A 19,140-nucleotide genomic window follows, 5' to 3' on the forward strand; every position below is an offset into this window, starting at 1 on the left:
CGAGCATATGCAAAGAGCAATGAAGGCCGAAATGATAGGGGGATTCAGATGGAGAAAACGAAGTTACCATGGGATGAATTTTTTTCACTCAATAAAGATGTGAATAATACTTTCTTTACACCAGAAGATTTTTCAGGGGATGAAGATTTAATTGCAAAAACGACAGAACAATTCGTTAAACAAGAAATTGTCCCACAAATTGAGAACATCGAACAACATAACTATAAAGTTTCTCGTCAATTATTTGAGAAAGCTGGGGAACTTGGATTATTAGGCATTGAGGTACCAGAAGATTATGGCGGGTTCGAGCTAGGAAAGGCTGTCTCAGGTCTTGTAGCAGAGAAAATGGGTTACGCTGGTGCATTTAGCGTTTCTTTTAATATACACGCTGGTGTCGGTACATTGCCTTACATATATTACGGAACGAAAGAACAAAAGGAAAAATATTTACCAAAAATCGCATCGGGAGAATGGATTGGGGCGTATGCTCTAACTGAGCCAAATGCTGGTTCTGATGCATTAAGTGCAAAAACAAGCGCAGTTTTGAATGAAGAGGGTACAGCTTGGAAGTTGAATGGTGAGAAGCAATGGATTACAAATGCTCATATGGCAGATGTATACGTTGTTTTTGCTAAGACAAATAAAGGAATGACAGCGTTTATTGTCGAAAGAACATGTGAAGGTGTATCCATTGGATTAGAAGAAAAGAAAATGGGCATTAAAGGTTCTTCAACAGCGACGCTTATTTTAGAAGATGTTGTTATCCCTGCTGAAAATACTTTAGGGGAAGTTGGGAAAGGGCATCACGTAGCTCTTAATATTCTTAACTTCGCTAGACTAAAACTTGCTTTTGGAAATATTGGAACAGCAAAACAAGCAATCGGTTTATCGGTCCAATATGGAAAAGAGAGAAAACAGTTCCAAACGGAATTAGTAGACTTTACGATGATTCAAGAGAAAATTGCAAATATGATTATTGCTACATATGGAGCAGAAAGTGCAGCTTACCGTACAGCAGGTGTAATTGATGAAGCAATTCATGAGAGTGATGAAGATCTTATGAAAAAAATGTCCCAATTTGCAATTGAATGTGCACTTAATAAAGTAAATGCTTCTGAAACACTTGGCAATATTGTAGATGAGGCTGTACAAATTCATGGTGGATACGGTTATATGCAAGAATACGAAGTAGAACGTTTATATCGTGATGCTAGAATTAGTCGTATTTTTGAAGGAACGAACGAAATTAATAGATTAACAGTTGCTAAAATGTTAATGAAACAGTTCGAGCAAATTGACGATCATGTAGTAGAAAGTGATATAACAAATGTAGAAAGAAACCATCGTTACATTTTATTAGCGAAAAAACTGTTGAAACAATCTTTGAAAACGCTCTCTAAAACTCCAGGCTTAAAAATTGATCAAGAGCAAGAATATTCACGCGTATTATCAAATATGTTGACGGACGTGTACGTTATGGAATCCGCATTTTTACGTACGAGGAAAGCGGTTAGTAAAAATGGTGAGGAAAAAGAACGTACGAAGCAAATGATAACAGATGTTATTTGTGAAGAAGGCTATCGTAAAGTAGAAGAAGCAGCGATTTCTATTCTTTCAGCGACTGTCACAGAAGAACAAGATAGACACATTGTTTTAGCTGAAATCCGTCAATTATTAGTGCCTTTATACACGAACTTATTTACGAAAAAGAGAGAAATTGCGAAAGTTATTATAAATCGCGGGAAATATATTGTGTAAATAGGAGGAAAGCGATATGAAAAAGATTGGTTTTATCGGTTTAGGTAACATGGGTCTTCCGATGTCTAAAAATTTAGTTAAATCGGGTTACACAGTATACGGAGTGGACTTGAATAAAGAGGCTGAAGCTTCCTTTGAAAAAGAAGGAGGAATTATCGGCTTATCAATCTCAAAACTAGCAGATACATGTGATGTGATTTTTACAAGCTTACCTTCACCTCGTGCTGTTGAAGCGGTATATTTTGGGGAAGAAGGATTATTTGAAAATAGCCATTCGAATGTAGCTTTAATTGATACAAGTACAGTATCTCCACAATTAAATAAACAATTAGAGGAGTCGGCGAAGGAAAAGAAAGTAGACTTTTTAGCGGCGCCTGTTAGTGGTGGTGTAATTGGAGCAGAAAACCGCACATTAACGTTTATGGTTGGTGGATCAAAAGAGGTATATGATAAAACTGAATCTATCATGGAAGTGTTAGGAGCGAATGTTTTCCATGTTAGTGAGCAAATCGATAGTGGCACAACTGTTAAATTAATTAACAATCTATTAATTGGTTTTTATACTGCTGGTGTGAGTGAAGCTTTAACATTAGCGAAAAAGAACAATATGGATTTAGATAAAATGTTTGATATTTTAAATGTAAGTTATGGCCAAAGTAGAATTTATGAGCGTAATTATAAAAGTTTCATTGCATCAGAAAACTACGAGCCAGGCTTTACTGTAAATCTATTAAAGAAAGATTTAGGATTTGCGGTTGATTTAGCTAAGGAAAGTGAACTCCACTTACCAGTAAGTGAAATGCTATTAAACGTATATGAAGAAGCGAGTAAAGCAGGATATGGTGAAAATGATATGGCTGCTTTATATAAGAAAGTTAGCGAACAATTAATTTCTAATCAAAAATAATAGACTTATATACATCATAAAAAAGGAGAGAATATAATGATTACAACTGAAATTAAACGAGTAAAAAATCATATTAATGGTGAGTGGGTTGAATCAACAGGTACGGAAGTAGAAGCAGTTCCGAATCCAGCGACTGGAAAAATTATTGCTTACGTTCCACTATCTCCAAAAGAAGATGTTGAAAAGGCTGTTGAAGCTGCAAAAGCGGCATACGAAAAATGGTCTAAAGTACCAGTTCCGAATCGTTCAAGACAATTATATAAATATTTACAGCTTTTACAAGAAAACAAAGATGAGCTTGCAAAAATCATTACACTTGAAAACGGTAAAACACTAACGGATGCAACTGGTGAAGTGCAGCGTGGTATTGAAGCAGTAGAACTTGCAACATCAGCACCAAATTTAATGATGGGACAAGCTCTTCCGAATATTGCTAGCGGAATTGATGGATCGATTTGGCGCTACCCAATCGGAGTTGTTGCTGGTATTACACCGTTCAACTTCCCGATGATGATTCCATTATGGATGTTCCCACTTGCAATTGCTTGTGGTAATACATTCGTATTAAAAACATCAGAAAGAACGCCACTTTTAGCAGAGCGACTTGTAGAGTTATTCTATGAAGCTGGTTTTCCAAAAGGGGTATTAAATTTAGTACAAGGCGGAAAAGATGTTGTAAATAGCATCTTAGAAAATAAAGATATTCAAGCTGTTTCGTTCGTTGGATCTGAGCCGGTAGCTCGTTATGTATATGAAACAGGTACGAAACACGGAAAACGTGTACAAGCGTTAGCTGGTGCGAAAAACCATGCGATTGTAATGCCAGATTGCAATCTTGAGAAAACAGTACAAGGTGTAATTGGATCTGCATTTGCAAGTAGTGGAGAACGCTGCATGGCATGTTCAGTAGTAGCGGTAGTTGATGAAATTGCTGATGAATTTATTGATGTATTAGTAGCAGAAACGAAGAAGTTAAAAGTAGGTGACGGTTTTAACGAAGATAATTATGTTGGACCATTAATCCGTGAATCTCATAAAGAGCGTGTTTTAGGTTATATTAATAGCGGCGTAGTAGATGGAGCAACATTATTAGTAGATGGCCGCAAAATTAATGAAGAAGTTGGAGAAGGATACTTTGTTGGTGCGACAATTTTTGATGGCGTAAATCAAGAGATGAAAATTTGGCAAGATGAAATTTTCGCTCCAGTATTAAGTATTGTAAGAGTAAAAGATTTAGAAGAAGGTATTAAGGTGACAAATCAATCGAAATTTGCGAATGGTGCTGTTATTTATACATCAAATGGTAAACACGCACAAACATTCCGAGACAATATTGATGCTGGTATGATTGGTGTAAACGTTAATGTTCCAGCACCAATGGCATTCTTCGCATTTGCAGGAAACAAAGCTTCATTCTTTGGAGATCTTGGTACAAATGGTACGGATGGAGTTCAATTTTATACACGCAAAAAAGTTGTAACTGAGCGCTGGTTTTAATAAATTGAAATGATAATGAGTGGGGTGCATTCCCACTCATTATAAAAATAATGCAAACGAAAATACACTACTCATAATGGAGTAGTGTATTTTCGTTTGCATTGTGTTAACTATTTCTTTCAAAGGCTAATTTAATACCAAACCCAATTAAGACGATTCCTGTAATCCCTTGAATATAACGCTGTGTCTTCGGCTTTTTCATAAAAGCACTAATTTTATCAATTAAAAATATATAAAAAGCAAACCAAATGACTGTTAAAATGAGATAAGTAAGTCCCATAACGAGAAGTTGTATAAATGTATTATGATTTGGATTTAAAAACTGTGGTAAAAAAGTTAAAAAGAAGACTGCAATCTTAGGGTTTAGTAAATTTGTAAGAAACCCTTGGCGAAAGCAAGAAGTATGTTTATTGTCATTATTTATTGGAACGTCATTTGTATTTAAGTCTTCTGTGTTTCTTACTGCTAAAAGGGCTTTAATACCGATATAGACTAAATATACAGCACCAACATATTTAAAAATAGAAAATAAAAGAGCAGACTTTACAATAAGTGCTGAAAGACCAATTACAGCAGCCAAAGTGTGAATTAAAAGCGCAACACAAGTACCAAAAACAGTTTTTACGCCACCGATTTTGCCAGCAACCAATGTGTTTTTCGTAGCCATTGCTGTATCAGGACCGGGTAGAATAATAAGACATATAGACATAATAATAAACAGAAGAAAATTTTCCATAATGTTATCCGCCTTCCTTTGTTGTTTTTAGAAAATTCGATTAACGTTAGTTTAACATACATTTTAGTTAAATAAAATTAAATTATATTTAAAAATATTTAACTGGAAAGAAGAGGCCATATAGAGTAGCTGAAAGTGAGCTACAATATATGGCCTCTTTGTTTAGGCGTTAAGTAAGTTAAAGAATCGATTTACATCTTCTTCTGAAACATCACTTAATTGTTTATACTTATAATTTGGATTTTGGTCTTTATCAACTACAACGGAGCGTACTCCTTCAAAGAAATCTTCATGTCGCAAGAAGTTTTTAGCGAGTATAAGATCTGTCGCGAAACATTCTTCAACTGACTTTTCTTGGCCATCGATAAACTGTTTTAATGTTACTTTTAATGAAACAGGGGATTTTGATAATAGCTTTTCTTTCGTTGTTTGGGCAAAAGGACTTTGATCTTTCTCTAACGATTGAATGATTCCCTCAATTGTATCGAATGCAAAATGCGAATTAATTTCTTCTAATGAAGAAGAAAGATTACCATCTAAGTTTGGAGCAGTTGCAAATGTACGAATAACTTCTTTTAAATGAGTATGTACATCTTCTTTATTCCAATTTACATTTTCAAGTGCGGTAAGGAAATTTGGTAATGAATCTGATGTCATAAAGTAATCAGCAGCGTTAATATATAATACATCAGGAGCTTTTAAAATGGATGCTGTTAAAGCAACATATCGACCAGTATATCCAGGCGCTTTATTTAAGAAATAAGCAGCACCGACATCAGGGAAGAAACCAATGTTCATTTCAGGCATTGCCCACTTCGTACGCTCTGTTACAATTCGATACGTAGCTCCATTTGTCAGACCGACACCACCGCCCATTACGATTCCGTCTAAACAAGCGATAATTGGTTTTTTGTATTGATAAATAAATGTATCAATTTCATATTCTTCTTCAAAAAACTGCTCTGCATGTTGTAATGCAACTTCGTTAGAACGTGCTTCGTATAGCGTTTTAATATCACCACCTGCACAAAAACCTTTCGTCCCAGCTCCTTTTAAAACGATGAGTTCAATACGCTCATCTTGCTCCCATTCTTTAAGTTTTTGCCCAATTGGCTGTAACATGTCATAAGATAAAGAATTGAGTGCTTTTGGACGGTTTAAAGTAATTGATGCAACGCCGTTTTCGCTAACAGAAAATAAAACGTGTTCAGTCATTATAAATCCTCCCTTACTTAATCTTTCTATTCTTATTTCTTGATACATGTTGAAATGTCCTCTATAATTTTTGTCTAAATTAGGTGCTTATTGTTATTATTTATCGCATATTTTGACGAGTTATATTTGCAGGATTTCAGAGAATGAAGAGGAATATTACAACATTACTGTAAGCGCAATTATTTGAAATCATAGTGTTGAAGGCGCTATTATATGTATAACTTATATTGTGTTATTATGCGTGGCGTAACAATCCATTAAAGAGTGGATGTAGAAAATTCCAAAAGGCTGAATTATCTAACTTTTAAAGAGCGTGGGGTTTGTATATAATTAGAAATAGAGAAAGGAGAGATCGGAATGCCAGGACCTTTACTATTGTCGGTAATTATTTTGTCATCTCTTATGGTAGGAATTACACAGTATTTTCATCATACAGATACGACAGAAGAAGTGAAGGATAAGGTGCGTCTCGTGTTTCCGATTTTTATAATATCTATTTCCATATGTTTTTTACTAAATAAAGACGGGTATGTTGTGGCTGTATTCGCGTTTTTTGTAGCGATTGTCTTAATAACTGTATTGTACTACGTAATGAAAGAGTACTTACAAAAATAAGGATGCCTGAATGGCATTTTTATTTTTGTAGATTGATAATTTCACATACCGTATTTTATGTAAAAAAACATAAAATATTTATAATTAAAAAAGTATGTACATCGCGGTGTATTTACTTGTCAATCTTGCATGACCACTATACTATTAAAATGTAGAGATTAGAAAAAAAGGGGTTGTATCTAGCATGAAATTTGAGATGCACACAAAAATTATTTCAAATGAAAAAGAAGTAAGATTACATATAGAAGATAATTTATTTCAATTAATTTTAGATGGTTATCATCTATTTACTATTCAAGAAATATTACCTTTATATAAATCAAACGAAGAAAGAATCGGTAGTGCAATTGTCCAAAAGTTAGAATGGGAGAATGGAAAAACTACACTAAACTATCAGCTTGTTTCACTACAATCAGTAAACTAAAAGGAGAAGGGTAATATGAAGTTTTTTCATACAGCGGATTGGCATTTAGGTAAGCTTGTTCATGGTGTATATATGACTGAAGATCAAAAAATTGTGTTAGATCAGTTTGTACAAGCTGTTGAAGAAGAAAAACCGGATGCTGTAATTATTGCAGGAGATTTATATGACCGAGCAATTCCACCTACAGAAGCAGTAGACTTATTAAATGATGTATTACAAAAGATAGTTATTGATTTACAAACACCGGTAATCGCGGTTGCAGGAAACCACGATAGTCCAGACCGCATACATTTTGGTAGTAATTTAATGAAAAAACAAGGATTACATATTGTTGGACAATTCCAGTTTCCATACAATCCTGTTGTTTTAAATGATGAATACGGAGAGGTTCATTTCCATCTCGTTCCGTATGCAGATCCAAGTATTGTTAGACATATATTGAAAAATGAAGATGTTCGTTCTCATGATGATGCGATGCGTATTTTTATGAACGAACTCTCTGAAACAATGGATAAAGAAGCGAGACACATATTTGTAGGACATGCATTTGTAACTTCCTCAGGAGAAGCAGAGGAAAATACGAGTGATGCGGAACGACCACTTTCAATTGGTGGTGCTGAATATGTAAATAGCCATTATTTTGATAAGTTCCATTACACGGCGCTTGGCCATTTACATCAAGCGCATTTTGTACGTAATGAGACAATTCGTTATTCAGGTTCACCACTTGCATATTCTATTTCTGAAGAAAAGCATAAAAAAGGATATTATATTGTGGAACTGGATGAAAAAGGTGAAACAACAATTGAAAAACGTTTACTTACACCACGTCGTAAAATGCGTACAGTAGAAGCGAAAATAGACGATTTATTGCTTCATCCAGTAAATGAAGATTATGTATTTGTGAAATTATTAGATGAAAATCCTGTCTTGCAGCCAATGGAAAAAATACGTTCTGTATACCCAAATGCAATGCATGTTGAAAGATCTATTCAAAGACGAGAGTTCACAGATGAAAATGAAGTAACTGTTTCAAGACATAAAACGGATGATTTATCTCTTTTAAAAGCATTTTATAAAGAAATGAAAGGGCTAGATTTATCAGAAGAGAAAGAACGTCTATTTTTAGATGTTTTGCAAACAGTGCAAGAACGGGAAGGTGAACGAGGATGAGACCGATTCAGCTTATAATGACCGCATTTGGTCCATATAAACAGAAAGAAGTAATCGATTTTAAAGATCTTGGTGAGCATCGTATTTTCGCTATTTCTGGAAATACAGGAGCTGGAAAGACAACGATTTTTGATGCGATTTGTTATGTATTATATGGAGAGGCTAGTGGAGAAGAGCGCAGTGATACAAACATGCTTCGTAGCCAATTTGCTGATGATAATGTTTATACAAGTGTGGAATTAACTTTTCAGTTAAAAGGGAAAAGGTATGAAATAAAACGACAACTGGGCCATAAAAAACAAGGGAATAAAACAATTACAGGACATGCAGTCGAATTATATGAAGTAATTGATGAGGAAAAAGTTCCATGTGTCGATCGTTTTCATGTAACGGATGTAAATAAAAAAGTTGAAGATTTAATTGGATTAAGTAAACATCAATTTAGCCAAATTGTTATGTTACCGCAAGGAGAGTTCCGAAAATTATTAACATCTGAAACGGAAAATAAAGAAGAAATATTACGCCGCATTTTTAAAACAGATCGTTATAAATTAATGCGTGAGTTATTAGATCAAAAGCGTAAACAATGGAAAGACGTCTTACAAGAAAAACAAAAAGAACGTGAGCTATATTTCCGTAATGTATTTAAATTACCAATACGTGATGGAGCATTATTAGAGACATTAGTAGAGCAAGAGCATGTAAATACACATCAAGTAGTAGAGTCATTAGAACAAGAAACAATTTGTTACAATGCAGAGGTTGAGCAATTACACGTAGAACAAAATGACAAAACGAAACAATTAAAAGAAGCAGAGGCACGCTTTCATGCAGCAAAAGCTGTAAATGAGAAATTCAAAGATTTAGAACAAAAGAATGAGAAATACAGTACTTTACAAGAAAACCGTGCCGTAATCGAAATGAAAGAAAAATCTTTTAAACATGCGGAACAGGCGAAGCGATTATTACCATTTGAGCAATGGTATGAGGAAGCGATGCAACATGAACAGCAGTCTGAAAGTTTGTTAAAACAGATAATCACAAAAAAAGAACATATAATGAACAGTTTTGAACTTGCCCAGGAGAAATATGAAGCATTAAAGAATAAGACATCTGAGCGAGAAAATGCTAAAAAACAAATTCAAAGAATAGAAGAGTTACAACCAATTATTGCATCGTTAGCTGAGAAAAAGTTGAATTTGCAAAATGCTGAAATTCAAATAGGAAAATTAAAAGAAGGTATGCAAAAGTTAGATGAACAACTAGAAGTGCATACAAATGAAAAACAAAGAATGTCTGGTGAATTACAGCAATTAGAAGCAGCGCTTGAACAATATGTAGCTAAAGTAGAAGAACTAACGAATATGCGAGAAGACGCAAAAGTATTAAAGCAGGCATATGATGTATGGCAAGAAAAACAAAAATATGAGCAAGAAAAAGAAATTGCGTTTCATAAGATGCAAGAGGCAGTTAGTGCATATGAAAATATGGAACGCCGCTGGTTAAGTGAACAAGCTGGTATATTAGCTCTTCATTTACATGATGGTGAATCTTGTCCAGTATGTGGTAGTATGGATCACCCGAAAAAAGCTACAGAGCAAAGTAATGCAATTGATGAAAAAGCGTTAAATGAGCTAAGAGAAAAGAAAAACGTTGCGGAAAAATTGCATGTTCAATTAGAAGAAAAGTGGAATTTCTATCGATTTCAATATGAACAAGTGATAGAAGAAGTGCTAAAGCGAGGGTATCGCTCAGAAGAATTAGTAGAAACATATAGTGCGCTTGTTCAAAAAGGAAAGCAATTAGCAGCAGAAGTTAATACGTTAAAAGCAAGTGAAGAAACGCGTAAGAAAATTGCTGTGAATATAAAAAGCGTAGAAGAAAAAGTGGAAGAACTCCAGAAACAACAGCGTGAAGTAGAAACAATTCAGCACCGTACTGAAATGGAGTGTATGCAGCTTCGTACGTCATATGAACATGATAAGCAAAATATTCCGGAAAGCTTGCAAACGGTACAAGCTTGGAAAGTACAGTTTGACCAAGCTCTGCAAGAACTCAGGTTAATGGAAGATGAATGGGAGAAAGTACAAGAAGCGTATCAACATTTGCAAAATGAAAATATACGTATTCAAGCAGAACATGATAGTGCTTCTAATCAATTTAATAGTGCAAAAGAGAAGAAAGAAGAGACTTTTACACGCTTTATGAAAGAGCTAGAACAAAGCGGATTTACAGATCAATTAACATATACAGAATCCAAATTAAATGATGCTGAGATGGATAAGTTACAACAAGAAATCCAAAATTATTACTCATCTCTAGAAGTACTTACAAAACAAATTGAAGAATTAAAGGCAAACTTAAAAGATAAAGAGTATATGGACATTTCTTCATTAGATGAGCAAGTGAAAGAATTGGAAATTAACCTTGATATTATTAAAGAAAAACGTCAACGTGCGCAAAACGCCGTATCATATATTACGGATTTACATGAAAATATTAAACGAATTGATGAACAAATTCATGAGGAAGAAAAAGCATTCCAAGAACTTGTTGATTTATATGAAGTAATGAAAGGGGATAACGATAGTCGTATATCCTTTGAACGTTACATCTTAATTGAGTATTTAGAACAAATTGTTCAAATTGCGAATGAACGACTACGTAAATTATCAAATGGACAATTTTATTTAAAACGAAGCGAACGAGTTGAAAAGAGGAATCGACAAAGTGGATTAGGTTTAGATGTATACGATGCATACACCGGCCAAACCCGAGATGTAAAAACATTATCAGGCGGTGAGAAATTTAACGCATCACTTTGCTTAGCACTTGGAATGGCAGATGTAATTCAAGCGTATGAGGGTGGTATTTCTATCGAAACTATGTTTATCGATGAAGGATTCGGCTCATTAGATGAAGAGTCATTAACGAAAGCAGTTGACGCCCTAATCGACTTGCAAAAATCTGGTCGCTTTATTGGCGTAATTTCACACGTTCAAGAACTGAAAAACGCAATGCCAGCTGTTTTAGAAGTAACGAAGCAGAAGGATGGGTGTAGTCAGACTAGGTTTGTGGTGAAATAAGCTTGTAACCTATTTGATTTATCCATCGTTTCCACCGTTTTTTAGGCCCGAGTCACACTAGCGGTCACACTTTTCGAATACTTCGTCGAGTTTTTCAGCTACAGAACGTTGCATATCGGGTAACACGTGACTGTACGTATTTAACGTCGTGCCTATATCAGCATGACCTAAACGCTCTGATATGAGTTTTACATTTACATTCTGTTGGATTAATAAAGTAGCATGCGTATGTCTTAAATCATGAAATCTTATTCTAGGTAATCCAAGTTTTTCGGTTACATTATAAAAGGATCTACGTATGCTACGAGAATCTAAAGGTTTCCCATATTTAGATGGGAGAACCAAGTCTAAGTCGGTGTATTTAACGCCGGCTTTTTCTTTTTCATATTCGACGAACTTACGGTGAGTTTTTAATTCTTCTACTAAAATATTCGGAATATGAATCGCACGTATACTTGTTTTATTTTTTGCGCCGTACTTTAATTCTCCACGCTCAGCTAGCGTTTGTCTAATGAAAATTTTATGGTTTTCTAAGTCGATGTCCTTCCATCGTAGTCCTAAAATTTCACCTTGACGCATTCCAGTTAATATCGCTATTGAAAAGCTAATACGAAATCTCGTTGCGTTCCTCATCTTCTTACTTCCACTTAAAAAGTAATTTACCTGATCCAACGTCCATACTTCCATTTCAGTTTTAGTTATTCTAGGTAAAACAACATCGGTTGCTGGGTTATTCTTTATAAGTTTAAGTACTTTTGCTCTTTTTAAAGACGTTCGTATAAAACTGAAAGTTAAATTTACTGTACCTTTTGAGTAACGATTCTCCTCGATTAGCGTGTTGATGTAATGTTGTAGATGCATTGTTGTAATATCTTGAATCCTCAAGTGACCGAGACGAGGTTTTATGATATTTAAGTAATGCGTGTAATTTGCTCGAAAGGTAGATTTTTGAAGTTGGTTTTGCCTTTCTTTAAACCACTGTTCCATAAATACCTCGTATGACATATGAGAAAGCTTAAGAAAATCATCGTTAAGATACTCAGCCTTTAAAAGCGTCATTTCTTCATTTGCTTCCCGTTTAGAAGGAAAACCTCTACGGCGTATCTGTTTACGCTTGCCTGTCATTGGATCTTTAATAGCGAAGACAAAATCCCATTTACCTGTATCCTTATTTTTACTTACTGTACCACTCAATCTTATGTCCTCCTTTAAAAAGTCACAAGAAAGAGAATTATACCATCCATTATCAGTATTTTAACGTTTTGGTCACGCTTTGTATAGAGACATATAAGATGAAGACAATTACATAGGGGGATCGATATTTGTAGAAAGCTAGAGTAAGAAATATATGATATTATAGAATATAGGGAAATAATGTAAAGTCTATTAAATAAAAACTATATTTTATACAAGGAGTGAACAGTGTAATGGATGAAAATAAATATCGATACAAATTCGAATTTTCCAATGCTCCTAAACTCGACATCAGAAGCGAAGTCGCTGAAAGAAATAGAATGTTTGAAGAAGCAGCAAAGAAGGCTTTAGAAGCCAATATACTAATGTTTAAATCTTTTTTTGACGCGTTAGCCTCCTTAAGTGATATAGATTGGGAAGAAGTTGATCGACCATACAAAGAAGCTGCAGAATCTCTAGCTCAAAAGGGTTGGACTATACCAATGAACATGGCAACCAATGATATAATTAAATTAGGAAGAATCCAGGATCAATACGAGTTAGATTATATCTTCCAAGAGTTTTACAAAATCGAAGAGAACTATGTATATATCAAATCTGCGGTTCTTGAAAACAGACTAACTCAAGAATGGAGAGAACTAATCGCACAATGCTTTAACAGCTATGAAAACGATAATTATTTAATTGTCATTCCTAATCTGTTTATTATTATAGAAAGTCTTGCTCACAGACTTATATCCCAAAGGTTTCAAAAATATATAAATCCTAATAAAAAGCAAAGACTACATGTAAGAGATCAATACAAAAAAGTTAGGAAAGAAATTGAAACCGATGGGACATATATAATACGTTACATTTCTGTTCTAGAGTTTTTATGTTGTGTATTTAAAAGTGGGAATTTTGATAAAAGAACGGCTCGATTGCCGATTATAAATAGAGATTGGGTATTGCATGGAAGAGATAATCCACGCCATTGGAAAAAAGTAGATGCATTACGTTTATTTAATGCAATACATACAATCATTCGATTAGATTTTTTGTTGGAAGATGTAGAAAAAGAGGAATTTGAAGCAAAATCTATTAAATAAAAGTTTAATTTTACTCAAAGGAGTGATATCATGAGTTTCATCCTGTGGATGTTTGACGTGGGTAAGAAGATAAAAGTAGGTAAACATTCGATGTTTGCAAATGAAGAGTTAAGAGGTAAAAGTGGAATAGTTATAGATAGAAAAAGTGAAGAAGAGAATAGGTCACAAAAATATACAGTAGACTTTGGAGAATTTGGCATTTATAAAGATTTGCCAGCAATTGTTTTTGATACAAGATCAAGAAATAGATTAACTTGAGATAATACTGAAATCAAAGTTACATCAATAGTTGAATGAAATAAGAGTTTTATACAAAGGGAGTGGGAGCAATGACAAGTCCAACAGTGAATTTAAATATCAAAGATGTTGAAGTAGATATGAATACAGATGGTGTTTTTGGGAATGAATATGGAACTTCACTAATGAAGATAACTACAATAGAAGAGTATTCTCTTTGTCTATCTTTTTTTATTGATATAAAAACCAATGCTATTGGAGCAGTAAACGCCCATACAATCAGAGATATTTGTCCTTGTTGCAAAGTAAAGATATTACAGTGTGAAGAGTTAAATAAATCAGAAAACAAGAAAAAAGTTTTACAAGATGCATATGCTTGGATGAAAAAAGCAGAAAAATATCGTCTTCAATTATTATTAGGCAATTATGGAAAATTAAACGTGATAGGGTAAAATTCTCGTTTTATAAAATCTTATTAGGAAGAGAATGTATGAATACATGAATTTTAAATAATCTCTTTCCTAATAAGTATCATTACGTTGTTTATTTGATATGCATTTTTTACTCCATATCGCGTAAAGGTAGATAGTGAAACTCTAAGGGTTCTTGTGAAAGCATAACCAGTGCCTGTTTATATCTATCATGCCAATATTTACGCTTTTTTTCCATTTTACTTTTTATAGCTCCCCATGTATCCTTTTCGTTTAACTCCCTTGAATCAAGGAAGTTCTTTTTCTTTGACTCCTCATATCTTTCTTTATACCACAAGAAATCTAATTGTTTTGCAAAAACAGGTGCTAGCACTAAGCTAGATATGTTGTAAATGGATTCATAATCATATTCATGGAAAAGTAAATATCTAACCTCACTAAATTCACGCAGGTCCTTTGTGAGAGTATGATACAATCGTTGATTTTTACAATTTATGCAGATTGAACTGCAAATTTCATTATCATATTTCACTAATTCTATTGAATCATGTATTTTATAGCGATTTCCTATAAAATTTGTATCCTCTAAAAAATGAATAAAAGAATTAGCGTGTTCAGCTACCTTTATCGCATTAATATTTTCTTCTTTTATAACATCCACAAGAATGCATCCTTTGTCTTCTGCTGTTTCTGAAATTTTAGTACGGAACATAAATACTATTTCATTTAAAGCAGTATTACCATAACCTATTTTTAAAAAATCGTATCTATACCGAGCGTTTAAAATTAAATGATTGTTATAATCTAAATCATTATATATTCTATTCATAAATGTACTTCCTTTCGAATTTTATCGATACAAATTATAATCCATTGTGTGACATTTAAATACAAGAAAGAGGTGGGGGGCATTACAGTATATTGAAGTAATAACATATACTCGGAGACTCTTTGATTTAACTTATGCTTTTTGTAGTACGGGTAGTAAAAAAGACGCTTGATATTAAGCGCCTTCCTCATCGACCAATTTTCAATGACACAATAGAACTAAGTAAACAAAAATACAAGCAACAGCAATAGAGATTTATGCTGAAATAAACAAAATTACGGAAAAACATCTCAAATTCACTTATATTCCAGGTAACAAATTCGAGAAATCCCCTAGATTCGTAGATATTTGGATAACTATTATTAACTCATTAGAAGAATTAGATGGCCATGAACACCCAGCAGTAATTCTGCCATTCAAAGACCCAATAAAACAATAATACACAGGAGAATAAAGCAACCATGAGAAAGAAAAAACAACTAAACATACCATTAGTAATGTTCTTCATTTCAAGTCCTATATGGATAATCATCGTCATCGGGGGTCTATTAGATACCTTCGACGAGGGCACATGGAAAAGTAATCACATGGATCTAGAATTAAAATTATATGATTGCAAACAATTATACACTGGCTACTCTTCTAGAGGAGATGGCATACCACCACTAAAAGGTGACCAAATACATTCCGAATCAGAATGCAAAAAGCTTAGAGAAGACATCAATACGTATAATAAAAAACTATATAACGAAGAATATCCATACGATTGGAAAATGGATAGAATAGAAAATTGGGATGAATTTAGAATGGAAGGCGAAGTGAAAACCGGAAGTTCAAGAAGATAAATAACCAGAAGAAAACATATGAGAAAAGACGTGACTTGTATTCACGTCTTTTTTTATAATATTGGTAATAAAACTGAGTGATTTTTAATCATATAATCTTTAGAATCTATTTTGATTCCTCTGAAGCTTTGCTTCTAAGCCTTCAATTTTGTTTAGTGTATCTCTACGAATAAGAAAAACTACCGCAAAGAATAACCCAACAATTAAAGTGCCCTTGAAAGTATCAGTAGGATCGAAAATTAATATAGCAATTGTTATATAATTCATGAACCACGATAATGCATAAAAGACATTTACATTACTTAACCGCTTTTCATAATACCAAATGTTATCAAGTATTAGAAATTCGTTTGATCCAGTATTTCTTGTTTCTTGATGGTGGACGATTCTACTATCTGTATTATTTCTTAGTTCTTGATAACGAGCCATTCTACTATCTTCATTGTTTTTATCTAATCTCACCATACGTTCACTCCTGTATATGTATTTCTATGATATTATACCAATCGAGAAAGAGTTTGTGGCTAGTTATATACAAGTCATTGGGTGAACCTTAAGGAATACAGAATAACTACAAATACTCCACTTTCTGGACCTTGGATTATAATTAGACAAAAACCAAGGAAAGGTAGGGTACAAATGATTTGGAATCATGGAACAACAGAAATAAAAGCAGAAAATATTTTTAAAAACGGTTTTAAGTTTCAAAGTGAAGAACAAGGGATGTAGGGTAAAGGGAACTATTTAAGCAACAAACAAAAGGATTAGAAAAAGCCTAAGAATTTATTCTAAGGCTTTTTTATTTCACAACGTATTGGAAAATGAAAGTTATGTTTGGACATAGTTTGGGGACTATGAATATGTGAAAAAAGGTCTACTCAGGCAATGAGTAGACCTTTTTTTATTTATTTAACTCACTCATTTGTTGAATTTAAACCCTTAATTTATATTAAATTCATCTTTTAAAGTACAAGGCATATCATAGCAAAAAGAATAAGTGTATCTTTAGAAATATTGATATAATGTTATTAGAATGCGAAATGCATTTAGCTATAAATTAGGGGGATTGTTCAATGCCAGTATCAACCAGTGAATCCATGGAGTATACAATTGATAGTATATTGGATTACATAGAAAGTGGTATAACAGAATATGCTGTTTTATTAAATGGAAGATGGGGTAGTGGAAAAACTTATTTTTGGGAATATGTATTAAAAGGAAAGATTGAAGGAACAGGAAAAAAAACTATTTATGTGTCATTATATGGTATTAACAGTATAGATGAGATTAGTAAGAGGATTGCCTTAGGTAGATGGGGGATTGTTCAGAAAATAAATGATAATAAATGGGGCGGGAGAGTGACGGAGTTAGCAAAAGCTACCTTTGGGATTCTAAAAAATGTTGAAATTCCGTTTGTAAAAGATACACAGTTTCCTGGAATAAATTTTGAACAGTTCATTGATTTTTCTGATACAGTTTTATGTTTTGATGATTTAGAAAGAGCAAATATAAGTGTTAATGAAATACTTGGCTATATAAACAACTTTGTGGAACATGATGGTATCAAGGTTATTATTATTGGTAATGAAGATGAAATCGATGAGAAATTAAATGAACAAAATCTGGAATTGAAAATGTTGACAACATATTTTTATTTAGAAAAAACGGAAGAAGGTAAGTTGAATAATATTCAATCTTCAAAAGAAGAACAGATGCCAATAAATAATTTAATCACCAACAAATTAAGAGACTTATTTCATAAAAAAAATGAATATAAAAGAATAAAGGAAAAGCTCATTGGAAAAACTTTAACAATCCAATTAGATGAGGGACCTCTAATTCAAGATATTATTAATGAAACAAAGAAAGCAAAATTACATAGTTTTTTAGAACATAATATAGACATTATTGAAACAACCTTTAAAGAAAGTGAAACAAAAAATATTAGAATCTTAAAGCAGGGATTAGATGATTTTGCGCTAATTCATAAACGTTTTGAAGAATATGGTTATATATCAAATATAATGCTTCAATCAATATTAAAATTTGTATTGGCAGCTTCATTCGCAATAAAAACTAATATGCCAAGTAACGAAGAACTAGAGGAAATTAATTCACATGATGATTTTATGACGGAAATAAGTTTATCAAGCATAATAGCCAGGAAAGCGAAGAAGTTCCCAGGAGAATTTCAAAAAAAATATTACAATGGCCAAGGTGAATTATATAAAAGGAAATTTATAAAATTTGCTGAAGTACTAATAAGAAAAGGAATATTTAACAAAGAATTATTTAAAGTAGAGATGGATAGTTTTCAATTGGAATTAGATGAAATAAAAAATAAAGATCCACACATAGAGTTTATTAAAGGAGGATATTGGGATTTATCAGACGCTAACTTTGCAGAAGTCGAACAATCTACATACGATAAATTAAAGAATGGAGAAATACATTTCACTTGGTATTTCAGAGCATATCAAATGTATGAATTCTTTGTAAGAAATAAAATGGTTTCCAAAAATATTATAGATATAAAGAAGGAATTCATGGAGGGGTTAGAAAAAGCTGGAGAAAGAGGAGAATACATTGAATATACTAATTCCATGTTCTATAGGGAAGGAAATATTGATGACGAACATCTCGATGAGTTTAAAAATAAGATAATTGAAATAAATAGTGGTTTGAAATTGGAAAAAGAAAAAGAAAATGTACAGATGTTGTTGGAATTAATGCGAAATGATGCCTATAATTTTTACATAAAGATTAGAGAACACTATCTATCTAATCCGTTTTTTGTATATTGTAATACAGAAGAATTATATGATAATATAATTAATTTATCAGCAGAAGCCATTAATACCGTAAGAGGTTTAATAGAACAGAGAATTCAATTAGTTGATGATAATTATAACAGTAACTTACAAAAGGACTTGCCTAATTTAAAGATAATAAAGTGTAGATTGAATGATGAAATCAATTCACAAAGAATGACGCCTAGATTAGTTTTATTAGTCAAATTAGCAGATACAATTGAACAATTTGAAAATAAGGTAGAAGAGTTAAATAGTACAAGTCAAGGACCCTTATAAAGTTATAAATTAAAAA

The 19,140-nt window shown here is 32.9% G+C and carries 17 protein-coding genes; 12 read left to right on the forward strand and 5 right to left on the reverse strand.

The genetic code is table 11. The features are described from left to right. Window positions 1-48 precede the first annotated feature (48 nt). The 3 genes from QUF93_RS13740 to QUF93_RS13750 are packed head-to-tail and all read left to right on the forward strand — an operon-like array spanning window position 49 to window position 4,162. On the forward strand, window positions 49-1,758 hold the full coding sequence (locus QUF93_RS13740; protein WP_289375393.1) for an acyl-CoA dehydrogenase FadE: 1,710 nt from the start codon (window positions 49-51) through the stop codon (window positions 1,756-1,758). Window positions 1,759-1,774: 16 nt separating this feature from the next. Then, on the forward strand, window positions 1,775-2,665 hold the full coding sequence (locus QUF93_RS13745) for an NAD(P)-dependent oxidoreductase (RefSeq protein ID WP_002119256.1): 891 nt from the start codon (window positions 1,775-1,777) through the stop codon (window positions 2,663-2,665). A 36-nt stretch (window positions 2,666-2,701) separates the two neighbouring features. Then, the gene (locus tag QUF93_RS13750; protein ID WP_289359111.1) at window positions 2,702-4,162 is read left to right on the forward strand and encodes a CoA-acylating methylmalonate-semialdehyde dehydrogenase; all 1,461 of its coding nucleotides are present in this window, start codon (window positions 2,702-2,704) and stop codon (window positions 4,160-4,162) included. 106 nt (window positions 4,163-4,268) lie between these two features. Here QUF93_RS13750 and QUF93_RS13755 read toward each other — a convergent pair whose 3' ends face one another. Continuing rightward, window positions 4,269-4,901, reverse strand: a complete 633-nt coding sequence (locus QUF93_RS13755; RefSeq protein ID WP_289360978.1) for a LysE family translocator — start codon at window positions 4,899-4,901, stop codon at window positions 4,269-4,271. Window positions 4,902-5,060: 159 nt separating this feature from the next. After that, window positions 5,061-6,113 carry an enoyl-CoA hydratase/isomerase family protein gene (locus QUF93_RS13760; protein ID WP_289375394.1) on the reverse strand — a complete coding sequence of 351 codons (1,053 nt, stop codon included), beginning with the start codon at window positions 6,111-6,113 and terminating at the stop codon, window positions 5,061-5,063. A gap of 357 nt (window positions 6,114-6,470) precedes the next feature. Here QUF93_RS13760 and QUF93_RS13765 point away from each other — a divergent pair, with 357 nt between their 5' ends. The 4 genes from QUF93_RS13765 (at window position 6,471) to QUF93_RS13780 (ending at window position 11,411) form a co-directional block, all read left to right on the forward strand. After that, window positions 6,471-6,728 carry a hypothetical protein gene (locus tag QUF93_RS13765; RefSeq protein WP_001119412.1) on the forward strand — a complete coding sequence of 86 codons (258 nt, stop codon included), beginning with the start codon at window positions 6,471-6,473 and terminating at the stop codon, window positions 6,726-6,728. Window positions 6,729-6,912: 184 nt separating this feature from the next. Further along, a complete protein-coding gene (locus tag QUF93_RS13770) occupies window positions 6,913-7,152 on the forward strand; it encodes a DUF2584 family protein (protein WP_002085739.1) in 240 nt (79 codons plus the stop codon). A 15-nt stretch (window positions 7,153-7,167) separates the two neighbouring features. Next, on the forward strand, window positions 7,168-8,325 hold the full coding sequence (locus tag QUF93_RS13775) for an exonuclease SbcCD subunit D (protein WP_242236495.1): 1,158 nt from the start codon (window positions 7,168-7,170) through the stop codon (window positions 8,323-8,325). Continuing rightward, window positions 8,322-11,411: an AAA family ATPase gene (locus QUF93_RS13780; RefSeq protein ID WP_289375395.1), complete on the forward strand. Its 3,090-nt coding sequence runs from the start codon at window positions 8,322-8,324 to the stop codon at window positions 11,409-11,411. The genes QUF93_RS13775 and QUF93_RS13780 overlap by 4 nt, the downstream gene beginning before the upstream one ends. A gap of 57 nt (window positions 11,412-11,468) precedes the next feature. Here QUF93_RS13780 and QUF93_RS13785 read toward each other — a convergent pair whose 3' ends face one another. Further along, window positions 11,469-12,605 (reverse strand): site-specific integrase, encoded by a 1,137-nt coding sequence (locus QUF93_RS13785; protein WP_289375397.1) that lies wholly within the window; start codon window positions 12,603-12,605, stop codon window positions 11,469-11,471. 233 nt (window positions 12,606-12,838) lie between these two features. Between QUF93_RS13785 and QUF93_RS13790 the strand changes: the two genes are divergently transcribed. From QUF93_RS13790 to QUF93_RS13800, 3 genes are all read left to right on the forward strand, one after another. After that, the gene (locus QUF93_RS13790; protein ID WP_289375398.1) at window positions 12,839-13,693 is read left to right on the forward strand and encodes a hypothetical protein; all 855 of its coding nucleotides are present in this window, start codon (window positions 12,839-12,841) and stop codon (window positions 13,691-13,693) included. 30 nt (window positions 13,694-13,723) lie between these two features. Beyond that, window positions 13,724-13,951 carry a hypothetical protein gene (locus tag QUF93_RS13795; protein WP_289375400.1) on the forward strand — a complete coding sequence of 76 codons (228 nt, stop codon included), beginning with the start codon at window positions 13,724-13,726 and terminating at the stop codon, window positions 13,949-13,951. Between the two features lie 71 nt (window positions 13,952-14,022). Continuing rightward, complete coding sequence (locus tag QUF93_RS13800; RefSeq protein ID WP_289375401.1) at window positions 14,023-14,382, forward strand: hypothetical protein; 360 nt, start codon at window positions 14,023-14,025, stop codon at window positions 14,380-14,382. A gap of 109 nt (window positions 14,383-14,491) precedes the next feature. Here the strand turns inward: QUF93_RS13800 and QUF93_RS13805 are convergent, their stop codons facing one another. After that, window positions 14,492-15,190, reverse strand: a complete 699-nt coding sequence (locus tag QUF93_RS13805) for a hypothetical protein (RefSeq protein WP_289375403.1) — start codon at window positions 15,188-15,190, stop codon at window positions 14,492-14,494. Between the two features lie 461 nt (window positions 15,191-15,651). On the opposite strand from QUF93_RS13805, the gene QUF93_RS13810 reads away from it, so the two are divergent. Beyond that, complete coding sequence (locus QUF93_RS13810; protein ID WP_289375405.1) at window positions 15,652-16,035, forward strand: hypothetical protein; 384 nt, start codon at window positions 15,652-15,654, stop codon at window positions 16,033-16,035. A 99-nt stretch (window positions 16,036-16,134) separates the two neighbouring features. Here QUF93_RS13810 and QUF93_RS13815 read toward each other — a convergent pair whose 3' ends face one another. Further along, window positions 16,135-16,500 (reverse strand): hypothetical protein, encoded by a 366-nt coding sequence (locus QUF93_RS13815; protein WP_289375407.1) that lies wholly within the window; start codon window positions 16,498-16,500, stop codon window positions 16,135-16,137. 608 nt (window positions 16,501-17,108) lie between these two features. On the opposite strand from QUF93_RS13815, the gene QUF93_RS13820 reads away from it, so the two are divergent. Beyond that, window positions 17,109-19,124, forward strand: a complete 2,016-nt coding sequence (locus QUF93_RS13820) for a P-loop NTPase fold protein (RefSeq protein WP_289375409.1) — start codon at window positions 17,109-17,111, stop codon at window positions 19,122-19,124. Window positions 19,125-19,140 lie beyond the last annotated feature (16 nt).

It is taken from the genome of Bacillus hominis (genome assembly GCF_030348325.1).
Taxonomy (GTDB): domain Bacteria; phylum Bacillota; class Bacilli; order Bacillales; family Bacillaceae_G; genus Bacillus_A; species Bacillus_A hominis.